This window comes from Streptomyces sp. NPDC001292 (assembly GCF_042896465.1).
In the GTDB taxonomy this organism is placed as follows: Bacteria; Actinomycetota; Actinomycetes; order Streptomycetales; family Streptomycetaceae; genus Streptomyces.
In genome coordinates this window covers 17,976-39,520 of sequence record NZ_JBIAXG010000045.1, presented here as the reverse complement: position 1 = coordinate 39,520, position 21,545 = coordinate 17,976, and the positions used below count along the sequence as shown (strand labels likewise).

The window sequence follows — 21,545 nt, the reverse complement described above, 5'->3', positions numbered from 1 at the left end:
GACCGCCACAGGGGTTGGTGACCCGGTCGACCGGGTAGCGAATCCGCGACATCAGCCGAGTTGCGGCATGGGACGGGGGGCGCTGGCGATGTCCGACGAGGGCAGACCGGATCGGCTGCTGGACATGTTCAACATGCCTGAGTTGGTGCTGCTGGAGCCGGAGGAGACGGCGCCCACGTTCATGGGCCCGCTGCACGGCGCTCCGGCGGTGGGGATCCTTGTCGGCACCGGTAACACGCGGCTCGCCGACGTGTACTCCACCAGTGGACGGCGCGGGGCCGTGTACACCCTCGTCGATCCGGCGTGGCGAACGGCTCTCCGCGTGGCGATCCATGCCCGCCTTTTTGGCAAGACCCGGTTCCTGTTCACGGACAACCGCGATCGCGAAGTGGGCTCGGCAGAAGCGCGCAACGCCCTGGTGACCACCCTGGGGCTGCAGTTGCGCGTGGCCGGTTCGGATGAGCTGCTGTGCCTGGATCGGACGGCACTGGCCGGGCGGACGTGGCTGATCAGGGACGAGTCGGAGGCCGAACTGGGGCGGGTGAAGGTCTCCCCGATAGGGACAAGCCGGCGTCAGAGCTACCACATCGTCTTCGACCGCCGGCTCACCCTGTCGCAGCGCCGAGCGATCGTCGGGACCGCGATAGGCCTACAGTCCCTGCGGCGGTGGAGCAGGGGTGAGGATGTCCCGTGAGGACACCCTGCGCAGCCACGCGACGGGGTACCCGGATTTCAGTGCCACCCCTGGGGTCAGGACTCCGACCCGCTGAAGAAGGGATATTCCGCTGAATCCTCGCCAGGCGCTAGCGCCAGGAGCAGCCTCTCTCGGAAGTACGAGCGGACCTCATCGACAGCGCACGGAGGGGTCGCCCAGGTGAAGTGACGCTGTCGATCTCGCGGACGCCCTGTCTTGTGCCCGCGGCTCCCGAAGCGGCGCGGTCCCCTGGGCAGGGCTGCGTCGTTCTCGCGGTCGGCCCGACGTGGCCGGTATGGGCCTGATATGCAGGCTTGGCCGTGGTGATGATTCGTGATGGACCGGCAGGCACACGCGCAGGCACGGCTCCCGGTGATCATGGAGTGTCGAGTTCGCTGATCACCACGACGGAAGACCGTGCCTGCTGCGTCATCATCGCCCATCCCTGCCGGGCTGGGCCAACTCGCCGGTTCCGATCCGGCCCGCTCCGATGAACTGCCCGACCTGCTGGACCAGCTGCGCCGCCTGCCCGACCCGCGCCGCCCGCGGGGCCGACGCCACCCGCTGTCGTACGTCCTGGCCCTGGCTGCCTGCTCGGTCCTGGCCGGAGCAAAGTCCCTCACCGCAATCGCCGAGTGTGGGCCGCCGACGCCCCTGACCGGCTCCTTCTCCGCTGCGGGGCCACGCTGCGCGATCCGGACCGGCCCTACCGGGCGCCCAGCGAGGCGACCGTGCGCCGGGTACTGCAGCGCATCGACGGCGACACGCTCGACGCGGCGATCGGCGGCTGGCTCACTGCTAGTGCGGACGCCTGCCGCGCCGTCGGCGAGGACAGACACCTGCCGTCCCGCCCGGTGCGGGCGGCGGTCGCGGTGGACGGCAAATCCGTGCGCGGCGCGATCTGCGCCGACGGCCGCTGCGTCCACCTGCTGTCCGCTCTGCGCGACGATGGCATCGTGCTCGCCCAGCGCGAGGTCGACGCGAAGAGCAATGAGATCACCGCGTTCCGGCCGCTGCTGGACCCGCTGGACCTGACCGGCGCGGTGGTGACCTTCGACGCCCTGCTCACCCAGACCGACCACGCGAAGTTCCTGGTCGAGGAGAAAGACGCGCACTACATCGCCGTGCTCAAGGGCAACCACCCGACCCTGCAGGCGCTGGTGAAGGATCTTCCCTGGAAAATGGTGCCGCTGATGGACCGCACCTGGGCCGCCGTCCACGGCCGCGACGAGATCCGCCGCCTGAAGGAGCCCCCGAAGCGCTGCAGGATGCCCTGGAGAGACTGGCCGAGCACCAGGCCGTCCTGCGGGCCCGCATCCTGCCCGACGGCCGGCAGCACATCCTGCCCCTGGACGATCCGCAGGCGATACCGCACCTGCGGGTCACCGACCTGCGCGACGCCGACGAGGAGACGGCCGCCGCACGGCTCGCCGAGATCCGGCACGAGATGAGCACCCAGGGCCCCGACCCGTCCCAGAGCTGCGGCCTGGACATAAGCCTGACCCTTATGCCTGGCGGTCGCGCGCGGCTGCACTCCTCCACCAGCCTGTTCATCATCGACGGCTGGTCCTCCAGCGTTCGCCCTGGTCTCCGACTACAACGCCGTTCTCGCGCCCCTGGACATCGACTACGGCGACTACGTGACGACCCTGCGGGACCTGCCCGGCACACAGGCGTGGGAGCAGGACCGCGACTGGTGGTGGGACCGGCTCGACGGCTTCCCCCTGCCGCCGGCCCTGCCGCTGGTGGCCGACCCCGGGGGGTGCGCCCCACCCTGATGGGCACCCGGCAGGCGGTACTGGACCCGCAGTGCTGGTCGGCGCTGCGCCGTCTGTGCACCGAACACGGCGTGACCCCGCGGCGATGTTCGCCGCGTTCGCCGCGTTCGCCGCGGCCGTCGCCCGGGCCTGCGGCCACCGCCGCTTCCTGCTCAACACCCTGCAGCTGAACCGGCTTCCGCTCCATCCCGACGTGTCCAGGCTGGTTGGGGCCTTCTCCTCCACCATGCTGCTGCCCGTCGACCTTCCGCCGGCCCCGGTCTTCGCCGACCTCGCCACCCGGGCCCAGCAGGACATCGGCGACGCGCTCGCCCACAATCTGATCACCGGGGTGGAGGTCTCCCGCGAACTGGGCCGTCGGCGAGGCACCCACCGCCCGGTGGCCCCGTCGTCTTCCAGTCGACCCTGGGCGTGGACGCGGCACTGGGCAGCGAGGTGCCGCAGGAGGCCGGACCGCTCGGAGTGATCGACCTGCTGAGCCACCACCAGCAGCTGCGCACGCCTCAGGTGGCCCTGGAGGTCCGGCTGTTCGAGCTGCGTGGCGAACTCGTCGTCGCCTTCTGGCTGGTGGAGGAACTGTTCGCGGGCAAGGACGTCGACCGTATGTTCGGCGATCTCATGGCCACCGTGGAGTCGCTGGCCAGACGGAGGCTGGTCCGCCCTGGTCGGACTGCCCGAGGCGGTCGACGGTGAGCAGGCGGAGACGACCCGGCTGGCACCCGGACGACGCCTGTCCGTACCCGCGACGGCGGCCGACGGAGCGGAGCCGGGACCGCCCCGGGACGAGGTGGAACGGGCCGTCGCCGCGCACTGGCAGAAGCTGCTGGACTGTGCGGTAGACGAGCGCACCGCCGACTTCTTCGCGCTCGGCGGCGACTCGCTGCTCGCCGTGCGGATGCTCGCATCACTCGCCCGGGAGGGACTGGGGCGGGTGACACCGCGCCGCTTCCTCCGGCAGCCGACGGTGGCGGGACTCGCCGCCGCGTTGCGGGAACCGGACGAACGGTGAGTGGAGTGGGGGGGGGGGGGGGGCCGCCCCCCCCCCACTCCGGGGTCAGCCGCCCAGGCCGGCGTCCTCGCGGAAGAGTTCCTGGTCCAGCCAGACCGCGGCACGGGCGCCGTCGGCGGCCCCCGTGATCACGAAGGTGAGAGCGTCCGGCAACGCCTCCAGACGGGCGGTGTCCCCGGCCGCGTACACACCCGGCACGGACGTGCGCTGAAACTCGTCCACCCGCACACAGCCGTCCGGCAGGATCCGGCACCCCAACTGCTGGGCCAGCAGGGAGTGCTGGTGGGTGGGCGCCCGATGGTAGACGCCTTGCCGTTCGAGGACCCGGCCGTCGGCGAGGACCAGGCGGAGTGCACCTGCCTCGCCCTCGATCCGGGTCACGGCCGTCTCCTCCACGGTGATACCGGCATCGGCGAGCTTGCCCGTGGCCTGTTCGGGCACCGGGTGTCCGTTGGTGCACACGACCACGTCGTCACTGAAGCGGTCGGCCACGTACAGGGCCTGCATGACCTGCGGCAGTTCATGCCCCAGGACGGCCAGGCTCATCCCGCTGGTCTCCCAGCCGTGGCAGAACGGGCAGTGGTACACCCCCCGGCCGAACAGCGCGGACAGCCCTTCCAGTTGCTCGTCGAGCACGTCGACCTGCCCCGTGGCGAGGACCAGTTTGCGGGTCCGCTCCACCGCGCCGTCCGTCAGTGTCAGGGCGAACCCCGGCGGCTCGGACACGGCGGCCGTGACGGTCGCCTCACGCAGTTCCACGTTCGGGTAGGCGGTGAGCTGCTCCCGGCCTATGCGGCGCAGTTCTGCGGGCGGGAACCCGTCACGGCTGAGAAACATGTGCATCTGCGCCGCGGGCGCGTTGCGCGGGCGGCCCGAGTCCAGCAGGAGGACCCGCCTGCGCTGACGCCCTGACACCAGCGCGGCGTTGAGACCCGCGGGCCCCCCGCCGATCACGATCACGTCGTACATCGTCTGTCACTTCCTCCGTAGTGCTCCACCGTTTCAGTTACCGGCTGGCGGTGGGGAAGGCGAGGAATAAAGGTGTAGGGACCCTCGTGTCGCATTTTCGATGTGGTCGCACAGGCCGAGCCGCGGCACGGCGCGGGTGGCGTGGGTGCTGGGCGGCGCGGAGGCCGCCGGACTGGTGGCGGCGGCCGATGGGGACGTGCGGCGACGCGGGGTCTGGTGCGGGCAGGAGCGCTCTTCCCGCGCTCCGCCGGGCGAGCGCTTCCGTCGGGTGCTTCGCTGCTCGGGGGTGCGCACGGTTCGCCGTCGCTCTGGGATGGGCGTCCGGGCACGCCAGGCGTGCCCGGACGGCCGAGGAAGCGGTGTGGGTCACCAACTGCTCTTGGTCACGCCGGGGAGCTCGCCCGCGTGGGCCATCTCGCGTACGCGGATGCGGGACAGGCCGAAGGCGCGCAGGTGGCCGCGGGGGCGCCCGTCCACGGAGTCACGGTTGCGCAGGCGGGTGGCGCTGGCGTCGCGGGGCTGCCGGCGCAGTTCCCTCTGGGCGGCGGCGCGTTCGTCGTCGGATGCCCGGGGTGACGAGATGATCGCCTTCAGCTCGGCGCGGCGCGCGGCATGGCGGGCCACGATGAGGCGCCGCTGCTCGTTCTTAGCGATCTTGCTCTTCTTCGCCATCAGACCCTCCCGCCCCGGGCGCGGATGCGGGCCACCGCGGCTTCGATGCCGATCGTGTCGACCGTCTTGATGCCCTTGGCGGAGAGGGTGAGCAGGACGTGGCGGCCTTCGCTCGGCAGCCAGTAGCGCTTGCGCTGGATGTTGGGGTCGAAGCGGCGCTTGCTGCGCCGGTGGGAGTGGGAGATGTGATGGCCGAAGCCGGGCTGTCGATCGGTGAGTTGGCAGTGGGCGGACATGTTTCCTCCTCGTGTGTGGATCGTGGTCCCGTGTGCGGTTTCTTGGGGGGGCGGGCGATTGCGACCTGGTACGGGGCAGCACAGTAGCAGCTAGATGAAAATGAAAACCAATCTCTTGTATAGTGCGTGTCCATGTCCAGAAACGAACTGCGTCCGATCATCAAGCTCAGGTCCACCGCTGGCACCGGCTACACCTATGTGACCCGCAAGAACCGCCGTAACGACCCCGACCGGCTGACGTTGCGCAAGTACGACCCGGTCGTCGGCCGCCACGTCGACTTTCGTGAGGAGCGCTGAGTACCGTGAAGCCCGGAATCCACCCCGAGTACCGCTCGGTCGTCTTCCGTGACCGGGTCGCCGACTTCGCCTTCCTCACCCGGTCGACGGCCACCAGTGACAAGACCGTCGAGTGGGAGGACGGCAACACCTACCCGGTCATCGACGTCGAGATCTCCTCGGCGAGCCATCCCTTCTACACCGGCACCCAGCGGGTCCTGGACACCGCGGGGCGCGTCGAGCGCTTCGAGCGGCGCTACGGACGCGGACAGGGCCGGCAGTGAGCAGGGACCAGGCGCGGCTGCCGGTCGCGATCGTCGCCGGGTTGCACGCCGACGCCCGCAGGGCCGCTGTCCAGGAAATCCTGCGCACGGTGCCCCGCTCGGTCGCGCTGCACCACGACCTGACGTCCGCCGTCGACAGTACGGTGCACCGCACCGTACGCGATGCCGGCGGCCTGCTGGGCAGCGGTGACGCGCCCCTGGTGAACGACTGCGCGTGCTGCGCGCTGCGCGAGGACCTCGTCCCTGAACTGCTGCGGCTGGCCGAGGAGGGAACGCACCGGCTGGCCGTCGTGGAACTGTGGGACTCCGTCGAACCCCAGGGCATGGCCGCGGTCATCGCCGCCGCGGGCGTACCGCTGGCGCTGACCGGGGTCGCCACCGCGGTCGACCCGGCACTCGTCCTGCCCTACCTGTCCAACGGCGACGACCTGGCCGACGTCGGCCTCGCCGCCGCCCCGACCGACCAGCGCACCATCGCCGACACCTTCGCCCGGCAACTGGAATACCCCACGGTGATCGCACTCGCCGAGGACGGCTCGGGCGCTGCGGGCGGCGAGCCCGCCGACGAGACCGACCACGCGCTGCTCGCCCAGCTCACGCCGGGCGCACGAAAGGTACGCGTGGGAAGCGCTGCCCTGCAGACCGCTCTGCTGGCGGGCTTCGACGTGGACGCGGCCGCCGCTCGCCTGCATCCCGCGTGCGCGCTGTTGCCGCAGGAGTGCGACGAGCACGGCGTGAGCACCTTCGTCTGGCGGCGGACACGCCCCTTCCACCCGCAGCGCCTCTACGCGGCGCTGGAGGACCTGACCTGTGCCGCCGCCCGCAGCCGTGGGCGGTTCTGGCTGGCGGACCGCCCCGACACCCTGCTGTCGTGGGACGCCGCCGGCGGCGCGCTGTGCGTGGAGTCGGCCGGACCCTGGCTGGCGGCCCTGCCCGATGCCGCCTGGGAGATGGTATCCGCCGAACGCCGCCTGGCCGCCTCGGTGGACTGGCACCCCGAACACGGCGACCGCTGCCAGTACTTCACCTTCACCTCGCCCGGTCTGGACAGTGACGGTCTGCAGGCGCTGCTCGACTCGTGTCTGCTCACCGACGACGAGTACGCGGCCGGCACCGATCGTTGGAAGCAACTTCCGCACGCGTTCGACGACTTGCTCGACCCAGTGTCCTGAACCGCGACCGTCCGCGCATTCCACCGCACCCCCTTGAGAGAGGATCCGACCATGCCCCGTCGCCCAAGCACCCGGCGGCAGACCGCCAAGCCGCAGCGAGCCAACCCGCTGGACGCCGCTGGCATCACATACGTCGACTACAAGGACACCGAACTGCTGCGGAAGTTCATCTCCGACCGCGGGAAGATCCGCAGCCGTCGGGTGACGCGCGTGACGCGTCAGCAGCAGCGGCAGATAGGGCAGGCCATCAAGAACGCACGCGAGATGGCACTCCTTCCCTACAGTTCCCGATAGCCGGGACAGCGTTGAGTCAACGCTGCTCGTACGGGTTTGACGGCTCCTCGACCCCTCTGACCTCCTTCGCGTCCAGCAGCGGGGGCCAGGCCGCCGAGGAGCCCAGCCTGCCCTTGGGGCGCCAGATGCCCGTGACCGTCACCCACGCGTCCGTCGCCGGGGCGTCCGCGCCGCGGAGCTCCACCTTGCTCGTGGTCGCGTCGGCCGCGCAGCACGAGACCAGGAGCCGGGTGATGTACCACGCGCCGTCGTCCCCGTGCGTGACGAAGCCGGTCAGCCGGACCGTACGGCCCTTCAACGAGCGATCGCTGTCGTAGACCGCCCGGGAGGTGAAGGCGGCGACGCTCAGGTCCACCGGGTCGCCGGACGGCAGTGGCGGGAACGTCCCGACGCCCTGGGCCGCGCGCCGCGCGTCCTCCCGCCCGCGCTGTAGGAGCCGAGCGCGGGCGGCGGGAAGAGCAGCAGCGCGGTGGCGGGGAGGGCGAGCAGCCAGGCGAGGCGCGGGCCGGTCGTGCCGGGCCGCCACCATCAGCGGCTGGCCGGGGAAGGCGATGGACGTGGCGACCAGCACGACGGGGTTGATCGCGGGCGCGGACAGCAGGAACGCGAGCGCTGCGGCCGGGGCTACCCCGCGCCGCATCAGGCTTCTGGCCACCGGTACGGACGCGCACTCGCACCCGGGCAGCACGGCGCCGGCCGCGCCCGCGACGGGCACGGCGAGCGCAGTCCTGCGCGGCAGCAGACGGCTGAAGACGCGCTCGGGCACGAAGGCGCCGATGGCGGAGACCAGCGTGCCCAGCAGCAGGAAGGGAACTCCCTGGACGACGACGGCGGTGAACACCGTCCACCAGGCGGCGACGGGCGGGGTGTAGAGGTCGAGTGCGATCACCGGGCCGAGGATCAGCACGACCGCGAGGATCGTGGCGAGCGCGACACCGCCGACGACGACCTACACGAGCGTCCTGACGGCGAGGCGGACGGTGTCGAAGAACCCGTACCGGTTCTCGATGTACTCCTGATCGCTCACGTCACTCGCTTGGCCGTACGACACCACGGACGCGCCGCATAGTAGCGACGGAGGCCGTGCGCCGGTCTCTTCGGGGCTCCGGGCGTGCCGGTCCTCTCCCATGGCGGTCTGGCGGATCGGTGTCCGTACCGGGTCGGGCGGCGCCGTGGCTGCGTTCGCCGCCCGACCCGGGGTCTTCAGACGCCCGCCACGGGCTCGGGATGCTCGTGCTCGCAGGTGTCGTCGATGCCGTAGGTGTCCCAGGCGGGGAACGGGTCGACGGGCGGCAGGTTCTCGCCGTCGGCCATGAGGCAGTCGCCCAGTGCCGTGTGCAGTGCGTCCGCGTGCAGATGAGTGCCGATGAAGACCAGTTCCTGGCCTTCCGGGCTGTCGGTGTCGCGGGCGGCGGAGGGCTCGAAGCGTGCGACGGAGCCGGCCTGTGACCACAGGCCCGTCACCTGTGGCCGGCTGGCCAGCGTGAAGAACCCCTTGGAGCGCAGGATCTGCCCGTACGCGCCGCTGTCGAGTTCCTCGGTCACGAACGTCCACAGTCGGCCGGGGTGGAACGGCAGTTCGGAGCGGAAGACGGTCGAGGAGATCCCGTACTCCTCCGTCTCGGGGACGTGGTCGCCGTTGAGCTCCCGCACCCAGCCGGGGGCCTGTTGGGCGCGTTCCAGGTCGAACAGCCCAGTGCCCAGTACGTCTGCGGCCTGCACGCGGCCGTGGACGGCCGGGACGACGCGCGCGACCGGATTGAGGCGGGTGAGCGTCGCCCGTAGCCGGTCCGCCGACTCCTCGTCGACGAGGTCGAGTTTGTTGAGCACGATGACGTCGGCGAACTCGATCTGGTCCATCAGCAGGTCGCTGACGGTGCGTTCGTCGTCCTCGTACTGGTCCAGGCCGCGCTCGACGAGTTCGTCGCCGCTTGTCAGTTCGGGCAGGAAGTTCGCGGCGTCGACGACCGTGACCATGGTGTCCAGGCGGGCGATCTCGCCGAGGGTGGCGCCATCGTCGCGGGCGAAGGCGAAGGTCGCGGCCACGGGCATGGGTTCGGAGATGCCGGACGACTCGATGAGCAGGTAGTCGAAGCGGCCCTCGCGGGCCAGCCGATCCACCTCCTGAAGCAGGTCGTCGCGCAGGGTGCAGCAGATGCAGCCGTTGGTCATCTCGACCAGGCGTTCCTCGGTGCGCGACAGTGCGGCTTCGCCGCCGCGCACCAGGGCGGCGTCGATGTTGACCTCGCTCATGTCGTTGACGATGACCGCGACGCGCAGTCCCTCGCGGTTGCCGAGCACGTGGTTGAGGAGGGTTGTCTTGCCCGCGCCGAGGAATCCGGACAGGACGGTGACGGGCAGTCGGTCGTAGCGCATGAACGGTCAGCCCTCGGGGCGCAGCAGGCCGCGCTCGTACGCCTTCACCAGCCGCTGGGGCACCAGGTAGGGGACGCCGTCGACGGTGACCGGCACGAGCGTCGGCGTGGCCGCCTTCCACTGGGCGCGGCGGTGGCGGGTGTTGCTCCGGGACATCTTGCGCTTGGGCACGGCCATGGGGTCCTCCTGAATCGGTGAGCACGCAGGACGTTACATGAAAACGAATCTCATTACTAATTGGCTGGCCGGCTGACGAGCTCGGGGGAGTGGGCGGCAGCGCGTGCGTGCGGACGCGCACACCCGTCGGCTGGCGGGCGCTCCCGTCGGTCAGGCGGATTGCGGCGCCGGCCTCCTGGCTCCCCACCGCCGGGCGCGGTAACTGCCTGCCAGTCGGCAGACGACGTAGAGGGTGAACGAGATCGTCGTGACGTAACGACTCGGTCGGCGATAGTTGATCGCGGGCCGGCCGTGACATGAGGACGGCCGCGCGGGTTCTTCGAGTGTGACCAAGAAGTGGGCCCGCGCGGCCTTGTCCCATCCTGCCTTCACCGGCGTCTCGCGCCAACATCTCGGCGATCTGATCGAGGAGTTGGCCGATCCGTGGCGCTCTTTGCGCGAAGCGGCACTGCATGAACGACGCGGCGGTAAGCGGCTGAGGGCGGCGGGGGCCGGCCCGAAACAGGAGCCGGCCTTCACCGACCGCGTCGTGCTCACCCTGGTCCACCTGCGCACGCACCTGCCGCATGCCGCACCGGCCGAGCTGTACGGCGTCGGCCGCTCCACCGTCAGCGAGGCGATCGGCCAGATCCGCCCCCTGCTCGCCCGGCGTGGCTTCGCCGTCCCTGACCGGCCCGGGCTGCGGCTGCGCACCCTGGCCGACGTGTTCGCCTACGCCGCCGCCGAAGGCGTCACCCTGCGCATCGACGGCATGGAGAGCCAGGTCCGCCGCCCGAGGGCGCACCGGCCCGGACGCCGCGCGTTCGTCTCCGGCAAGGCGAAGCAGAACACCATCAAGACCACCACCATCAGCGACGGCCAGGGCCGCACCCTGTGGAACGGCGCAGACCGGCCGGGACGCATGCACGACCAGACCGCCATGCGCACCGAAGGCATCGCCGAGCAGTTGCGCCTGCACCCGGGCGTGCAAGCCGAGGTCGACGAGGGGTACCGGGGCCTGGCAGGCGAGTTCCCCGGCCAGGTCACCGCCCCGCCGAAGAAGCCCAAGGACGACGCCCCCGACGGGGAGAAGCGGGCCTGGCGCGAGATGCGGCGCCGCCAGTCCTCCCGCCGCATCGTCGTCCGAGCACGCCCACGCCGAGATGCGCCACTGGCGGCCACTGCAGCGCTACACCGGACACCGCGAGACCTACGCCGAAACCCACCGGGCCATCGCCGGCCTGGTCTCCGACCGCGCCGCCCGGCGCCCCACCCGGCCCGCACACAGCACCGAACTGGTGCTCGCCCGGCAGTCTGCCTGCTGATCACCCGCCAGCCGAACCGCCAGGCCGGCACGCCCCAACCTCAATCGCCGACCGAGTCGTTAAGGTGCCGGACCACGGCCTTGGGTCCTTGGGGACCACCAAACAGCCGTTGGCGCGAAGATTGATCACGGTGAACGGCTTGCGCAAGCGCCCCAGTCCCACCCGCCTATGGTCGTAGGCCGTGCATCAGGTTGGAGATGAGTCCGGCCACGAATTCCTCGGTGACGGGCTCGTCGGGGATCAGCAGCCGGTGGTAGCAGGCGCCCCAGAGTTGGTCGACGACGATGCGTGGGTCCACGTCGGCCCGCAGTTGGCCGCGTTGCTGGGCGCGTTGTAGGACGTCGACGGCCAGGCGGCGGCGCGGACCGGAGTAGTGCTCGCGGAAGGCGGTGGCGAGGTCTGGGTCAGTCTGCGCCGCGCCGACCAGTTCGGTGACGATGCGGCCGGCTGGGGTGTCCGCGGTGAGGTGGACGAAAGCGCGCAGCTGGGTGAGCAGGTCGGCCTCGATGTCGCCAGTGTCGGGGAAAGCGAGCGTGTTCTCGACCGCGGTGAAGTATCCGTCGAGGGCGAGCGCGCCCTTTGAGGGCCACCACTTGTAGATCGACATCTTGCTGACGCCCGCCGTCGTGGCGACCCGCTCGATGGTGAAGCCTGTCATGCCTTCGTCGAACAGCAGTGTGCCGGCGGCGGAGAGGATGTCGCGGCGCACCTCGTCGGCCGGTCGCCTGCCCCGGCCGCGCCGTACGGGTGCGCCGCCCTCCGGGGTAGAGCTGGTGCTTGAACTTGCTGTCGATGCCCTGGCCACCGCGGCCTCCTCGGGTCGGTCCGATGCGTCTTCTCCAGTTTATATGGACGCAGCGTCTACATCTCGCTAATATGGACGCATCGTCCATTACCGGCCGGACGCCTCCGGCCGCCGAAAGGAGTCCTGCCATGACCAGCACCAACACCAGGACCGTCACCCCGCGCGTCGCCGTCGTCACCGGTGGGTCCGGCGGCATCGGCCGGGTTGCCGCCGAGCGCCTGGCCGACGACGGCCTGGCCGTCGTCGTCTCCTACTCAGGCAACCCGGCCCCCGCCGAGGAGGCGGCGCAGGCGATCGAGAAGGCGGGCGGCACCGCCATCGCCGTCAAGGCAGACGTCGCCGACGAGACCGAGGTGACCGCCCTGTTCGACGCGGCCGAGGAGCGCTTCGGCGGCGTCGACGTCGTGGTGCATGCGGCCGGGATCATGCTGCTCGCGCCGATGGTCGAACTCGACCTCGCCGACTTCGACCGGATGCACCGCATCAACGTGCGCGGCACCTTCGTCGTCGGCCAGCAGGCCGCCCGCCGCGTCCGCCCCGGCGGTGCGATCGTCAACTTCTCCAGCTCGGTCACGAAGATCGCTCTGCCGAACTACGCCGCCTACGCCGCCACCAAGGGCGCCGTCGACGCCATGACGCTGATCCTCGCCAAGGAACTGCGCGGCCGCGACATCACCGTCAACGCCGTCGCCCCCGGCCCGACCGCGACCGCCTTGTTCCTGGACGGCAAGCCGGACGCTGTCGTCGAGCACCTGACGAAGATGTCGCCCCTGGAGCGACTGGGCACCCCCGACGACATTGCCGAGGTCGTCTCCTTCCTGGCCGGCCCGGCCCGCTGGGTCAACGGCCAGGTCCTCTACGCCAACGGCGGCGTCATCTGAGCACCCGTCAACCAACCCCTTCCCAAACACTCGAAAGGAACGTGAACAGCATGTCCAAGACCGTGCTCATCACCGGTGCGTCCAGCGGCTTCGGCGCCATGACCGCACGCGCCCTCGCCGACGCCGGCCACCTCGTCTACGCCGGCATCCGCCACACCACCGGCCGCAACCGCCCCGCCGTCGCCGAGGCCGCCCGCTACGCCCACGAACACGGCGTCGACCTGCGCAGCGTCGAACTCGACGTCAGCGACCAGGCGTCCGTGGACGCAGCCATCGCCGCGATCGTCGCCGAGTCGAGCCGGATCGACGTGGTCGTGCACAACGCTGGCCACATGGTCCTGGGCCCGCTGGAGGCATTCACACCGGAACAGCTGCACGAGGTGTTCGACGTCAACGCGGCCTCCACCCAGCGCGTCAACCGCGCCGTACTGCCCCACCTGCGTCGGCAGGGCGACGGCCTGCTGGTGTGGGTCGGCTCGACCAGCACCAGCGGCGGAACCCCGCCCTACCTCGGCCCCTACTTCGCCGCCAAGGCCGCCATGGACTCCCTCGCCGTCACCTACGCCGCCGAGGTCGCCCGCTTCGGCATCGACACCACGATTGTGGTACCCGGTGCATTCACCTCCGGCACCAACCACTTCGCCCACTCCGGCCGCCCCGCCGACACCACCGTCGCCGACGCCTACGAGGCCCGCTACGCGGGACTGTCGGAGCAGGTCGGCGCACGCCTGGCGGAGATCACCCCGCCCGACGCGGACCCGGCTGAGGTCGCCGCCGCGATCGTGCGCGTCGTCGACACCCCCAAGGGGCAGCGCCCCTTCCGTGTCCACATCGACCCCGTGGACGACGGCGCCGAGACTGTCAACCGCGTCGGTGACATGGTGCGTACCGCCTTCTACCACCGCATCGGCCTCGACGACCTGCTCGTGCCGCACCTCGCCTGAGCCCGGCGCAGGACGATCGGTACAGCGGTCACCGTGAGGTTAATCTCGACCTCAGCACCGCAGCGCGGCATCGCCTGCGTCAGCTGACTCGGACCCGTCCGGCTCCCCTTCGGCCTCGCCGCACCAGATGCCGAATGGACCAGGCAGACCGGATTCTTCGGCACCGAGCAACAGCGCGCCGCCCTTCATCCGATGCGGGGCGGGGATCACCGGCCGGCCTCTTCGAGATCGTCGGCGTAGAGCTCGGCGCGCTGGGCGATGAGACGTTCGCGCAGCTCGATCTCCTCCGGGGTGACCGGTTCGCCGGGGCGGCGGATGCGAACTCGCGCTGGGCGCCGGGGCAGGTCGTCGTCGGCCGAGACGTCGGGCGCGGTCTGCTCGGCTTCGGCGAGCGCCCGGTACACCGAGGCGACCGAGGGGTGCTTGCCGACGTTCTTGCCGGTCTTGATCTCCAGCTTCTGGGCGATCTCTGGGACGGGGATGCCCTTGTCCTTGAGCGCGATGGCGAAGGTAAGCATGTCGTCGTCGATGACCTTCGGCCGACCGCCGTGGTTGCCCTTGGCGGCGGCGCTCTGCTGGCCCTCCAGGGTGATGTCGTGCTCGACGCCATGCTTGACCTGGCAGAGACAAGGATCACGGTCCCGCAGGGTTCACTGCCCACCGACCTGGCGGCATTCCTGCGCGCCACGTTCCACCAACGCGACCAACGTCCGGTCCTGATCGGGCTGATGGCCCAGGCCCTGCTCGATCCGGTCCTCGCTGTCGCGTTCCGGGGCCGTTTCCTCTTCAGCCGTCGCGCTGCGCTGCGCGAACTCCTCGACCGGGCGATCGCGCGGCGAGATCGCCGCCGACATCGACCCCGAGCTCCTCGTCGACGTCGTTTACGGCGTTCTTTGGTACCGACTGCTGCTCGACCACGCACCGCTGGACGAGGCAGCGGGCCAGCAGCTCGCGTCGCTGGTGGTTCGTGCCACTCGCTGAGTGGGGTTCCTGAATTTTCGGCTCAAGCCGGCTGCTCGGGAGTGTGGGCGATGCCGGCAGCGGCCAGGCGTTCGGCATGCTGGGTCTTGGCGCGCAGTGCGACCAAAGTTTCTTGCAGGCCGGCGACCTCGCCGAGCCAAACCTGCTGGCGTGCTGCGGCGATGCGCTCAGTCAAATTCGTCTCCAGCTCGCGCAGCAACGGAAGCCGGCTGGGCTCGGGACGCAGCATGGGGCAGCGGACACAGGCATCCGCTGCCCGGTCCTCCAGATCGACCCCCGCCAACGGCCCCGCCTCATCGAGATCATCCAGAACCTCCGCGAGCGCATCAGCGAGGCCCGCGGCAACGGCTGGCTCGGCGAAGTCGAGGGACTCCAGGTCAGCCTCGACGCCGCGGTGGCCAAGCTCTCCAGCCTCAAGAGTGCGCCCGTCGACGGCCGTCCCCAGCTGGTCGACCTGGGCGTTCCGGTCTTCACCGACACTCCAGGCGGGATGCGGCACCGTCGAGACCTGGACGGAGATCAGCAGGTGTCCTAGGCGAAACCACCGTTGCTCATCAGTAGCTGTCCGTTGACCCACTGGCCCTTTGGCGAGCAGAGGAAGTCCACGAGGTGTGCGGTGTCTCGCGGGGTACCGATGCGGTTGAGCGGTGTCTGGCGAAGTGCATGCTCGCGCACCTCGTCGGACATCCAGCCGGTGTCCACCGGCCCTGGATTGATGACGTTGGCGGTGACGCCGAGGTGAGCGAGCTCGCGAGCGGCGGCCATGGTGATGCGGTCCAAGGCTCCCTTACTCGCTCCATAGGGAAGATTGCCCACGGTGTGGTCGCTGGTGAGGCTGATGACGCGTCCGGTTCCAGGAACGCCGGTGAAACGTCGACCGTACTCGCGGATCAGTAGCCAGGTGGCGCGCGCGTTGACGGCGAAGTGGCGGTCGAAGCTCTCGACCGTGGTGTCGAGCAGGCCAGAGTCGACCGATTCGCAATGACACATCACAAGGGCTGTGATCCCGCCAAGGCGGCGCTCGGCCTCGTCGAAGATGCGGGTGGGTGTGTTCGGGTCTGTGAGGTCAGCCTCGATAGCCGCAGTGTCCGCGCCGTGCTTGGTGAGCTCCTGGGTGATTGCCTCAGTCGCTCCGTGTTCGGCTCCCCAGGCCATGCGCTGGTCATAGGGGGTCCAGTACGTGAAGGCGATGTTCCAGCCCGACGCTGCAAGTTGGCAGGCAATGCCGGCGCCGATGCCGACCGTGCGGCCGACGCCAGTCACCAGCGCCAGCGGCCGGGGCCCGTCAAAGCCATGCTCTTCTCCAGTGATCGTCACAGCATGCGATCGTTCGCTACCAGCGCGGACAGGGCAAGCGCTTTTGTTGCTTCCTGAGCATCCCGTGCTCGGGAGCCGCGCCTGCCTTCAGAAGCCTCAGTGGTCGGCGCTGGAAGTCCTTCGGGGGTTGATCATGCTGCTTGGGCGGCGGAGGATTCTTCCTGTTGATCGGCGTTGTGCCGGTCGAGCCTGGCCAGCAGATCGTCCAGGTCGGAGGCGGTGAACTTCCACTGGAACGGCTCTGTGCCGTGGCGTTGTAGCGGTCTTCGAAGGCTCGGAGCCGGTCCCCGATCTCGGTGAGGTCGGTGAAGTCGTTGGGTGAGACGAACTTGCGCTGGACGACGGAGAAGTAGATCGCCTCCTGGTTGAGCCAGGAGGCGTGGACCGGGGTGTGGACCATGACGGCGTTCGGGAACGCAGCGGCCAGCCGGTCGGCGGCCTTCTGGCCGCGGTGGGAGGAGCCGTTGTCGACGATCCAGAACACCCGCTTGGCGCTGGCGTAGGGTTCTTGCCTCATGACCTGGGCGACCAGGTTCATGAACGGGTCGGGGTCGTCTGGTTCGTAAGCGTGGGCGAGTAACGTTTGTCGATGGTTGATTGCCGGAGGAAAGGTCGCTCGCGGGCGATGACTTTGCTCCGGAGCAAGAGTCTCCTTCAGGAACGTCCCTGCCGGACGGCCGCCTGTTCCGGCCCGGGGGCGATGTAGAGCACGACCCGTGACAGGAGACCCTCCCCTATGACTGATCCGGAACTGACAGCAGACCGCAGCCGCGGGATCGGGGTCTGGCCCTTGATCCGCACTGAGCGAGCGGCGCTGGCGGCCGATCTCGAAGATCTGACGGACGAGCAGTGGGCGACGCCGTCGTTGTGCACCGGTTTGACGGTGCGTGAGGTGTTGGCGCACCTCACCGCGGGCGCGAGCCTTAACGCCGTGCGCTGGCTGGCGGGGGTGATCCGCTGCCGGTTCGACTTCGACAAGCAGGTGGCCATGCGGCTGGCCGAGCAGGTGGGCACAACTCCGGCCGAGGCCCTTGAGCGATTCCGTCGTATCGTCCCGAGCCGAACCAAGCCTCCCTTGCCTGCCATCGCCATGCTGGGCGAGACGATCGTGCACGGAGAAGACATCCGGAGCCCGCTGGGCATCCGTCGCGACTACCCGATCGAGGTCCTCACGCAGGTGGCCGAGTACTACCGGGGCTCTGACCTCGTGGTCGTTGCCAAGGGACGCATCGGTGGTCTGAAACTCGTCGCGGATGACGGCCCCTTCACGACCGGTTCCGGGCCGCTCGTGTCCGGCCCCACCTTGGCCTTGGTGATGGCCATGACCGGACGCGCGACGTACTGCAACGACCTCGAAGGCGACGGTGTGGAACTCCTCCGCGGTCGCTGCGGGACAGCGTGACTGTGCTCCAGGAATGGCCCGTCCACCGGGACGGTGGACGGGCCATGAGGTGCGGCGGGATGTGATCAGGCCGGTGGTTCCGGTCCGGTGAGGCGGGCTTCGAGGTCGGCGACGCGTCGGTCCTGGAAGCGGAGGTTGGAGCGGGCGGCCTTGAGCCGCTCGTCGAGGGTGCGGTTGTCGGCAGTCAGTTGGCGGACCCTTTGCTTGAGGGTGGTGTTCTCGGTGGTGATCCGCTGGATGGCACCCTCGGTCCGTTCGGCTTGCAAGTCGCGTATTCGACCGAGGAGTTCGCCGATCCGGGTTGCCTTGGGTGAGGATCTCGGTGTGGGCGGTCTTGAGGGCGTTCTCGGCGTTCAGTGCGCGTTCGCGCCAGGTGGCCTCGCGCTCGTCGTCCTGTTCAGCGAGCGTGCGGGACCGGTGTTCGCCGACCTGAGCCATCGCTGCGGCGACCGCTGCTCTCGCCTCGACGTTGTCGTAGAGGAAGGTGCGTGAGACGTCCGCTCGGCGGGCGACGGCGGCGACGCTGACCTGGGTTTTCTCGCGTCGGAGCCGGGCGACGGCCTCGTGGACGCGCTCAAGGGCGGCTTCGGTCGGCGTTCGGCGAGCTTCTCGTAGAGGCGTTCGGGTATGCGGATCGCGGCGTCGTAGTTGCCGACCTTGGTCTGGTCGTGCCAGATGCTGGAGCACGTTCTCCAGATCGGAGCTGGTCAGATGGACGTAGTGTTCTGCCATCCGGTCGCTGACCTGTCCAAGATAACGGCGGATGTGGGTCACGTGTCGGGCCGGTGAGCAGCAGGACGCCGCCCAGCGCGGGGGTCCTGCGTGTCACAGGTGGCGACCTGACCTTACAAGATCACCAAGCTTTTGAACTCGAGTCGCCGTGTGCCGTGCTCGCGGTGATCGGCTGGATGTGTGACGCCAGGGACCCTCGGTGCGCTGTAAGCGTGGGACCTACCTCCCGCGGGTGCCTGCTCCCCCCAGTGCGGGCTCCTGCGCCGCAGGGGCAGGCAGATGCCGCAGACCGCATCACCCCCCTGGGCCGCCCGAGCGAAACAGAGAGGCCGAAGTACGATTTCCGTTCGATTGAACGTACGGCTCTGGAAGGACGGGCCTTGAGCGCCCAACTAAGACACATCGCAGCGCAGTTAGCAGACATGCTCTGGCGTCAGCACACCGTATACCGGGACCGGGCCGGGGGTGTGGTCATCCGGGGAGAGCATGTGCAGCGCTGGATCAGTCTCGCCCCCTCGGGTCGCAGGGACGAAATCCTGCTCCGTGCGGGCCGTATCCTCGACGGCGGAACCACCGCTCCGGCGCGTTCGGAGACTGTCGTACCGCTCTGTACCGGCACCGGCGAGCTCGCCACGGCCTGCCGCCGCCTGCTCGCCGAGACCGCCGCCGACGTCGCACCGCCCGCCCCAGCGGCTCCCGGCCGCACCAAGCGATCCGAGAAGCCGAAACGGCCCGGGCAGAAAGGAAAACGGATGAGCCTCGCCTCCTGGACGATCCTCGCCTGCGTGGTCGGCGTCGTCGCCCTATACGCCTACAGCACTGCGACGACAGGCACGCGCTGAGGAAAGCCCGCGGACCCTGGGGGGAGCTCGGAACGAGACACCCCCCTCCTTGGATGCCCGGCCTGGTGCGAGCCCTCTACTACTGCTGCAGTACTGCCTTCATGACGCTGCGGGCGATGGGAGCGCCGAGTCGGCCGCCTGAGATGTCCTGGCGGTAGATGTCCATGTCGGTGGGGCCGATGAACACGGCGACGGCGACCGAGGCGCCGTCGGGCTTTTTGCCGCAGGAGACGAACCAGCCGTACGGCACTTCGTCGGCGACGTTCACGCCTCGCTGCGCGGTGCCGGTCTTGCCGCCGACAACGATGCCGGTCTGACTCGACGGTCCGGCGCCCAGGCCGCCTTGGGGATCTTCAGCACGTGCTGGTGGATGGTGTCGTTCCTCAGTCGGAGCGCGGGAACCCTGAGGTGGGGTTCCCCGCACTCTGCGGCCCGGCGCCGTGCCCCGCACACGCTCGAGCTCGTGGTGACGTCTCGTCAGTTCTGTTGCGTTGCGCATCCATGGGTCTGACAGGGAGTGAACTGGACACAAGCCCGTGCCAGCCCGGCGTGCCCGGTTGTCGCGCGCGGCGGACCAACGGAACTTCGTACGCACTCGGTACCGTCCAGGCGTTTGCCCAAGTCAGGCTCGATGTCGGCCACTCCGTTCACTCGTAGTGGCCGACGCCTTGGCGTGAACACGATATCCGTCTTCCGTTCCATGTATGTCAACCGATTGTCCCTGCCTGTGTTGTGTGGCCTTCCTAACCTCCTTGAGGGCTTCGAGGAAGGGGCTTATGGAAGCAATCCGCGTAATCCGGGCGCGCGGGATCACCAAGTGTTTCGGCGACGTCGTCGCACTTGACGGCGTCGATCTGGATGTGGCGCTGGGGCAGATCCACGGCTTGGTCGGACCGAACGGCGCCGGGAAGACGACGTTGCTCGGTCTCCTGCTGGGCCTGGCCGTTCCCGACAGCGGGTCCCTCGAGATTCTGGGGACGCCGGTCGGGCGGGCGCTCGCCGCTCCCGACGGTGTGGCCAGGTTCGTGGACGGGCCCGGTCTCTATCCCTCGCTCACCGCCAGGCAGAACCTGGCCGCGCTGGCCGCTCTGCGCGGCCTCGACGCGCGGACAACGGGGATCGACGACGTACTTGACCAGGTCGGGCTCACTGATGTCGCCGACGAACCGGCCCGCGGCTTCTCCCTCGGGATGCGTCAGCGGCTGGGACTCGCCGCGGCCTTGATCACCAGGCCCCGGCTGCTCGTGCTCGACGAACCCGCCAACGGCCTCGACCCGGCCGGCAAGAAGCACGTGCACGGTGTCCTCACCCGGCTCGCGACCGGCGGCACCTGCGTCGTGCTGTCGAGCCACCGCATGGAGGACCTGGAGGCGCTGTGCTCCGAGGTCACCATCCTCGCCACCGGACGGGTCGTCTTCTCCGGCCCGCTGAGCAAGCTGGCCGTCGAGAACCGTGAACTCGACTACCGGTTGCTGACCTCCGATCCCCAGACCGCCCGCCGGCTGGCCGACGGCACGGCCGGGATCCGGGTCGTCGACGACGCAGGGGGCACGGCACGGCGCCGAGGCGCTCGTCCAGCGCGCGCCGGTGCCCGCCCTCGACGAACTGGTGGTGCGGCTCGTGGACGCGGGCATCGCGTTGCGCGAACTCGCTCCCCTCGTATCGCCGTTGGAGGCCGCGTTCCTCGCCCTCACCGAACAGCGGGAGGCCGGCCGATGACCGCGACCACCGCGCACGAGCACGCCGTCGGCGCCCGCCGCGTCCCGGTGGCGCGCGGCTACCGCTTCGAACTGGTCAAGCTGGTCTCGCAATGGCGGATCCGCCTGCTGGTCCTCGCCTGCTGGATCGTGCCGGCGCTCTTCGTCGCCGCGGTGAGCCTGCAGAGCACGCTCCCCTCCGACACCCTCTCGGGGCGCCGTGCGGTCACCGCCGGAGTACTGCCGCTCGTCGGGTTGGTCGCCGTGACGGTCGCGGTCGTCGCCCCGGCGACCGGGGCCAACGGCTCCGGGATCGAGCAGGACAAGGTGCAGCGGTCGGTCGCCACGGCATTCGCCCACCTCTATCGCATACAGACCAAGCAGCTCGACCGCCCCGACGTTACCGAAGAGCAGCTGAAGGCCACGGCGACGTGCACCAAGGGCGGCGCCATGGTCGCGGCCCAGGGGCCGGGCAACGACTGGCGCTGCGTCGTCTCCTGGCATCTCCCCGGCGTCGAGGCCGCAGGGTCGCCCATCTACCAGCTCGACGTCACCGCAGACGGGCGGTTCGTGGCCGATGGCGACGGACCGAAGGAAGTGAACGGCTACTTCCTGGTGCGGACCCCGACCGGCGACGCACCGAACCCGCTCTGGCAGTTCGACGGCAACGTCGAGCTGCTCCCCACCACCCCGAAGGGATAAC

Annotated in this window: 28 protein-coding genes and 5 pseudogenes; 18 read left to right on the top strand and 15 right to left on the bottom strand. The window is 69.7% G+C overall.

All coding sequences use genetic code 11. The features are described from left to right. Positions 1 to 142 precede the first annotated feature (142 nt). The 7 genes and pseudogenes from ACFY4A_RS34045 (at position 143) to ACFY4A_RS34015 (ending at position 3,481) form a co-directional block, all read left to right on the top strand. On the top strand, positions 143 to 694 hold the full coding sequence (locus ACFY4A_RS34045; RefSeq protein ID WP_390833181.1) for a hypothetical protein: 552 nt from the start codon (positions 143 to 145) through the stop codon (positions 692 to 694). Between the two features lie 417 nt (positions 695 to 1,111). Then, positions 1,112 to 1,276: pseudogene (locus tag ACFY4A_RS34040) on the top strand (ISAs1 family transposase); the annotation flags it as partial. 53 nt (positions 1,277 to 1,329) lie between these two features. Beyond that, the gene (locus tag ACFY4A_RS34035) at positions 1,330 to 2,145 is read left to right on the top strand and encodes an ISAs1 family transposase (protein ID WP_390833180.1); all 816 of its coding nucleotides are present in this window, start codon (positions 1,330 to 1,332) and stop codon (positions 2,143 to 2,145) included. A 189-nt stretch (positions 2,146 to 2,334) separates the two neighbouring features. After that, complete coding sequence (locus ACFY4A_RS34030) at positions 2,335 to 2,472, top strand: hypothetical protein (RefSeq protein ID WP_390833179.1); 138 nt, start codon at positions 2,335 to 2,337, stop codon at positions 2,470 to 2,472. Positions 2,473 to 2,557: 85 nt separating this feature from the next. Beyond that, positions 2,558 to 2,938: a hypothetical protein gene (locus tag ACFY4A_RS34025; protein ID WP_390833178.1), complete on the top strand. Its 381-nt coding sequence runs from the start codon at positions 2,558 to 2,560 to the stop codon at positions 2,936 to 2,938. After that, entirely contained in the window at positions 2,935 to 3,165 is a 231-nt protein-coding gene (locus ACFY4A_RS34020) for a hypothetical protein (RefSeq protein ID WP_390833177.1), read from the top strand. The genes ACFY4A_RS34025 and ACFY4A_RS34020 overlap by 4 nt, the downstream gene beginning before the upstream one ends. 94 nt (positions 3,166 to 3,259) lie before the next feature. Beyond that, on the top strand, positions 3,260 to 3,481 hold the full coding sequence (locus ACFY4A_RS34015) for a phosphopantetheine-binding protein (protein ID WP_390833176.1): 222 nt from the start codon (positions 3,260 to 3,262) through the stop codon (positions 3,479 to 3,481). Between the two features lie 45 nt (positions 3,482 to 3,526). Here the strand turns inward: ACFY4A_RS34015 and ACFY4A_RS34010 are convergent, their stop codons facing one another. The 3 genes from ACFY4A_RS34010 to rpmB form a co-directional block, all read right to left on the bottom strand. Further along, entirely contained in the window at positions 3,527 to 4,450 is a 924-nt protein-coding gene (locus ACFY4A_RS34010; protein ID WP_390833175.1) for an NAD(P)/FAD-dependent oxidoreductase, read from the bottom strand. A gap of 366 nt (positions 4,451 to 4,816) precedes the next feature. Next, positions 4,817 to 5,122, bottom strand: coding sequence for a 30S ribosomal protein S14 (gene rpsN / locus ACFY4A_RS34005; protein WP_390833174.1), 306 nt, complete (start codon positions 5,120 to 5,122; stop codon positions 4,817 to 4,819). After that, the gene (rpmB, locus tag ACFY4A_RS34000) at positions 5,122 to 5,358 is read right to left on the bottom strand and encodes a 50S ribosomal protein L28 (protein WP_390833173.1); all 237 of its coding nucleotides are present in this window, start codon (positions 5,356 to 5,358) and stop codon (positions 5,122 to 5,124) included. Before rpmB ends, rpsN begins: the two co-directional genes overlap by 1 nt. A 132-nt stretch (positions 5,359 to 5,490) precedes the next feature. On the opposite strand from rpmB, the gene rpmG reads away from it, so the two are divergent. From rpmG to rpsR, 4 genes are read left to right on the top strand one after another with little or no spacing between them, the layout of a single operon-like run. Then, on the top strand, positions 5,491 to 5,655 hold the full coding sequence (gene rpmG, locus ACFY4A_RS33995) for a 50S ribosomal protein L33 (protein WP_225077651.1): 165 nt from the start codon (positions 5,491 to 5,493) through the stop codon (positions 5,653 to 5,655). A 5-nt stretch (positions 5,656 to 5,660) separates the two neighbouring features. Further along, a complete protein-coding gene (locus tag ACFY4A_RS33990) occupies positions 5,661 to 5,918 on the top strand; it encodes a type B 50S ribosomal protein L31 (protein WP_390833172.1) in 258 nt (85 codons plus the stop codon). Beyond that, positions 5,915 to 7,090 carry a CobW family GTP-binding protein gene (locus ACFY4A_RS33985; RefSeq protein WP_390833171.1) on the top strand — a complete coding sequence of 392 codons (1,176 nt, stop codon included), beginning with the start codon at positions 5,915 to 5,917 and terminating at the stop codon, positions 7,088 to 7,090. Before ACFY4A_RS33990 ends, ACFY4A_RS33985 begins: the two co-directional genes overlap by 4 nt. A gap of 51 nt (positions 7,091 to 7,141) precedes the next feature. Further along, positions 7,142 to 7,384, top strand: coding sequence for a 30S ribosomal protein S18 (gene rpsR / locus ACFY4A_RS33980; RefSeq protein WP_390833170.1), 243 nt, complete (start codon positions 7,142 to 7,144; stop codon positions 7,382 to 7,384). A gap of 16 nt (positions 7,385 to 7,400) precedes the next feature. Here the strand turns inward: rpsR and ACFY4A_RS33975 are convergent, their stop codons facing one another. The 4 genes and pseudogenes from ACFY4A_RS33975 to rpmF form a co-directional block, all read right to left on the bottom strand. Continuing rightward, positions 7,401 to 7,913 carry a hypothetical protein gene (locus ACFY4A_RS33975; RefSeq protein ID WP_390833201.1) on the bottom strand — a complete coding sequence of 171 codons (513 nt, stop codon included), beginning with the start codon at positions 7,911 to 7,913 and terminating at the stop codon, positions 7,401 to 7,403. Further along, positions 7,899 to 8,393, bottom strand: a pseudogene (locus ACFY4A_RS33970) (permease); the annotation flags it as partial. The pseudogene ACFY4A_RS33970 and the gene ACFY4A_RS33975, both read right to left, overlap by 15 nt. Positions 8,394 to 8,587: 194 nt before the next feature. Further along, positions 8,588 to 9,760 (bottom strand): GTP-binding protein, encoded by a 1,173-nt coding sequence (locus ACFY4A_RS33965; protein ID WP_390833168.1) that lies wholly within the window; start codon positions 9,758 to 9,760, stop codon positions 8,588 to 8,590. A 6-nt stretch (positions 9,761 to 9,766) separates the two neighbouring features. Next, complete coding sequence (rpmF, locus tag ACFY4A_RS33960) at positions 9,767 to 9,937, bottom strand: 50S ribosomal protein L32 (RefSeq protein ID WP_390833167.1); 171 nt, start codon at positions 9,935 to 9,937, stop codon at positions 9,767 to 9,769. A 325-nt stretch (positions 9,938 to 10,262) separates the two neighbouring features. On the opposite strand from rpmF, the pseudogene ACFY4A_RS33955 reads away from it, so the two are divergent. Next, positions 10,263 to 11,241, top strand: a pseudogene (locus ACFY4A_RS33955) (transposase family protein). Positions 11,242 to 11,407: 166 nt separating this feature from the next. On the opposite strand, the gene ACFY4A_RS33950 reads toward ACFY4A_RS33955, so the two are convergent. Then, a complete protein-coding gene (locus ACFY4A_RS33950) occupies positions 11,408 to 12,046 on the bottom strand; it encodes a TetR/AcrR family transcriptional regulator (RefSeq protein WP_390833166.1) in 639 nt (212 codons plus the stop codon). Positions 12,047 to 12,174: 128 nt separating this feature from the next. Here ACFY4A_RS33950 and ACFY4A_RS33945 point away from each other — a divergent pair, with 128 nt between their 5' ends. Both ACFY4A_RS33945 and ACFY4A_RS33940 read left to right on the top strand, forming a co-directional pair. Further along, positions 12,175 to 12,927 carry an SDR family oxidoreductase gene (locus ACFY4A_RS33945; protein ID WP_390833165.1) on the top strand — a complete coding sequence of 251 codons (753 nt, stop codon included), beginning with the start codon at positions 12,175 to 12,177 and terminating at the stop codon, positions 12,925 to 12,927. Between the two features lie 50 nt (positions 12,928 to 12,977). Next, the gene (locus ACFY4A_RS33940) at positions 12,978 to 13,871 is read left to right on the top strand and encodes an SDR family oxidoreductase (protein ID WP_390833164.1); all 894 of its coding nucleotides are present in this window, start codon (positions 12,978 to 12,980) and stop codon (positions 13,869 to 13,871) included. A gap of 206 nt (positions 13,872 to 14,077) precedes the next feature. Here the strand turns inward: ACFY4A_RS33940 and ACFY4A_RS33935 are convergent, their stop codons facing one another. Then, positions 14,078 to 14,389: a hypothetical protein gene (locus ACFY4A_RS33935; RefSeq protein WP_390833163.1), complete on the bottom strand. Its 312-nt coding sequence runs from the start codon at positions 14,387 to 14,389 to the stop codon at positions 14,078 to 14,080. Between the two features lie 90 nt (positions 14,390 to 14,479). On the opposite strand from ACFY4A_RS33935, the pseudogene ACFY4A_RS33930 reads away from it, so the two are divergent. Then, a pseudogene (locus ACFY4A_RS33930) lies at positions 14,480 to 14,852 on the top strand (TetR-like C-terminal domain-containing protein). A 22-nt stretch (positions 14,853 to 14,874) separates the two neighbouring features. On the opposite strand, the gene ACFY4A_RS33925 reads toward ACFY4A_RS33930, so the two are convergent. From ACFY4A_RS33925 to ACFY4A_RS33915, 3 genes are read right to left on the bottom strand one after another with little or no spacing between them, the layout of a single operon-like run. Then, positions 14,875 to 15,351: a hypothetical protein gene (locus ACFY4A_RS33925; protein ID WP_390833162.1), complete on the bottom strand. Its 477-nt coding sequence runs from the start codon at positions 15,349 to 15,351 to the stop codon at positions 14,875 to 14,877. Positions 15,352 to 15,383: 32 nt separating this feature from the next. Next, entirely contained in the window at positions 15,384 to 16,169 is a 786-nt protein-coding gene (locus tag ACFY4A_RS33920; RefSeq protein WP_390833161.1) for an SDR family oxidoreductase, read from the bottom strand. A gap of 16 nt (positions 16,170 to 16,185) precedes the next feature. Further along, positions 16,186 to 16,686 carry a hypothetical protein gene (locus ACFY4A_RS33915; RefSeq protein ID WP_390833204.1) on the bottom strand — a complete coding sequence of 167 codons (501 nt, stop codon included), beginning with the start codon at positions 16,684 to 16,686 and terminating at the stop codon, positions 16,186 to 16,188. Between the two features lie 219 nt (positions 16,687 to 16,905). On the opposite strand from ACFY4A_RS33915, the gene ACFY4A_RS33910 reads away from it, so the two are divergent. After that, entirely contained in the window at positions 16,906 to 17,571 is a 666-nt protein-coding gene (locus ACFY4A_RS33910; protein WP_390833160.1) for a maleylpyruvate isomerase family mycothiol-dependent enzyme, read from the top strand. Positions 17,572 to 17,636: 65 nt separating this feature from the next. On the opposite strand, the gene ACFY4A_RS33905 is transcribed toward ACFY4A_RS33910, so the two are convergent. Together ACFY4A_RS33905 and ACFY4A_RS33900 are read right to left on the bottom strand one after the other, a co-directional pair. Then, entirely contained in the window at positions 17,637 to 17,837 is a 201-nt protein-coding gene (locus tag ACFY4A_RS33905; protein ID WP_390833159.1) for a hypothetical protein, read from the bottom strand. A 127-nt stretch (positions 17,838 to 17,964) separates the two neighbouring features. Further along, positions 17,965 to 18,303 (bottom strand): annotated as a pseudogene (locus ACFY4A_RS33900) (DUF6262 family protein); the annotation flags it as partial. A gap of 422 nt (positions 18,304 to 18,725) precedes the next feature. Between ACFY4A_RS33900 and ACFY4A_RS33895 the strand changes: the two are divergent. Then, the gene (locus ACFY4A_RS33895; RefSeq protein WP_390833158.1) at positions 18,726 to 19,145 is read left to right on the top strand and encodes a hypothetical protein; all 420 of its coding nucleotides are present in this window, start codon (positions 18,726 to 18,728) and stop codon (positions 19,143 to 19,145) included. Between the two features lie 79 nt (positions 19,146 to 19,224). On the opposite strand, the gene ACFY4A_RS33890 is transcribed toward ACFY4A_RS33895, so the two are convergent. Further along, positions 19,225 to 19,644 carry a penicillin-binding transpeptidase domain-containing protein gene (locus ACFY4A_RS33890; RefSeq protein ID WP_390833157.1) on the bottom strand — a complete coding sequence of 140 codons (420 nt, stop codon included), beginning with the start codon at positions 19,642 to 19,644 and terminating at the stop codon, positions 19,225 to 19,227. 277 nt (positions 19,645 to 19,921) lie between these two features. Between ACFY4A_RS33890 and ACFY4A_RS33885 the strand changes: the two genes are divergently transcribed. Then, positions 19,922 to 21,544 (top strand): ABC transporter ATP-binding protein, encoded by a 1,623-nt coding sequence (locus ACFY4A_RS33885; RefSeq protein ID WP_390833156.1) that lies wholly within the window; start codon positions 19,922 to 19,924, stop codon positions 21,542 to 21,544. The last annotated feature ends 1 nt before the right edge of the window (position 21,545 follow it).

Coding starts and splice junctions, on each gene's coding strand:
- ACFY4A_RS34025 (WP_390833178.1), top strand. CDS start 2,558: ATGTTCGCCGCGTTCGCCGCGTTCGCCGCGGCCGTCGCCCGGGCCTGC.
- ACFY4A_RS34010 (WP_390833175.1), bottom strand. CDS start 4,450: ATGTACGACGTGATCGTGATCGGCGGGGGGCCCGCGGGTCTCAACGCC.
- rpsN (WP_390833174.1), bottom strand. CDS start 5,122: ATGGCGAAGAAGAGCAAGATCGCTAAGAACGAGCAGCGGCGCCTCATC.
- rpmB (WP_390833173.1), bottom strand. CDS start 5,358: ATGTCCGCCCACTGCCAACTCACCGATCGACAGCCCGGCTTCGGCCAT.
- rpmG (WP_225077651.1), top strand. CDS start 5,491: ATGTCCAGAAACGAACTGCGTCCGATCATCAAGCTCAGGTCCACCGCT.
- rpsR (WP_390833170.1), top strand. CDS start 7,142: ATGCCCCGTCGCCCAAGCACCCGGCGGCAGACCGCCAAGCCGCAGCGA.
- ACFY4A_RS33975 (WP_390833201.1), bottom strand. CDS start 7,913: ATGGTGGCGGCCCGGCACGACCGGCCCGCGCCTCGCCTGGCTGCTCGC.
- ACFY4A_RS33965 (WP_390833168.1), bottom strand. CDS start 9,760: ATGCGCTACGACCGACTGCCCGTCACCGTCCTGTCCGGATTCCTCGGC.
- rpmF (WP_390833167.1), bottom strand. CDS start 9,937: ATGGCCGTGCCCAAGCGCAAGATGTCCCGGAGCAACACCCGCCACCGC.
- ACFY4A_RS33945 (WP_390833165.1), top strand. CDS start 12,175: ATGACCAGCACCAACACCAGGACCGTCACCCCGCGCGTCGCCGTCGTC.
- ACFY4A_RS33940 (WP_390833164.1), top strand. CDS start 12,978: ATGTCCAAGACCGTGCTCATCACCGGTGCGTCCAGCGGCTTCGGCGCC.
- ACFY4A_RS33935 (WP_390833163.1), bottom strand. CDS start 14,389: ATGCTTACCTTCGCCATCGCGCTCAAGGACAAGGGCATCCCCGTCCCA.
- ACFY4A_RS33915 (WP_390833204.1), bottom strand. CDS start 16,686: ATGAGGCAAGAACCCTACGCCAGCGCCAAGCGGGTGTTCTGGATCGTC.
- ACFY4A_RS33910 (WP_390833160.1), top strand. CDS start 16,906: ATGACTGATCCGGAACTGACAGCAGACCGCAGCCGCGGGATCGGGGTC.
- ACFY4A_RS33895 (WP_390833158.1), top strand. CDS start 18,726: ATGCTCTGGCGTCAGCACACCGTATACCGGGACCGGGCCGGGGGTGTG.
- ACFY4A_RS33890 (WP_390833157.1), bottom strand. CDS start 19,644: ATGCGCAACGCAACAGAACTGACGAGACGTCACCACGAGCTCGAGCGT.
- ACFY4A_RS33885 (WP_390833156.1), top strand. CDS start 19,922: ATGGAAGCAATCCGCGTAATCCGGGCGCGCGGGATCACCAAGTGTTTC.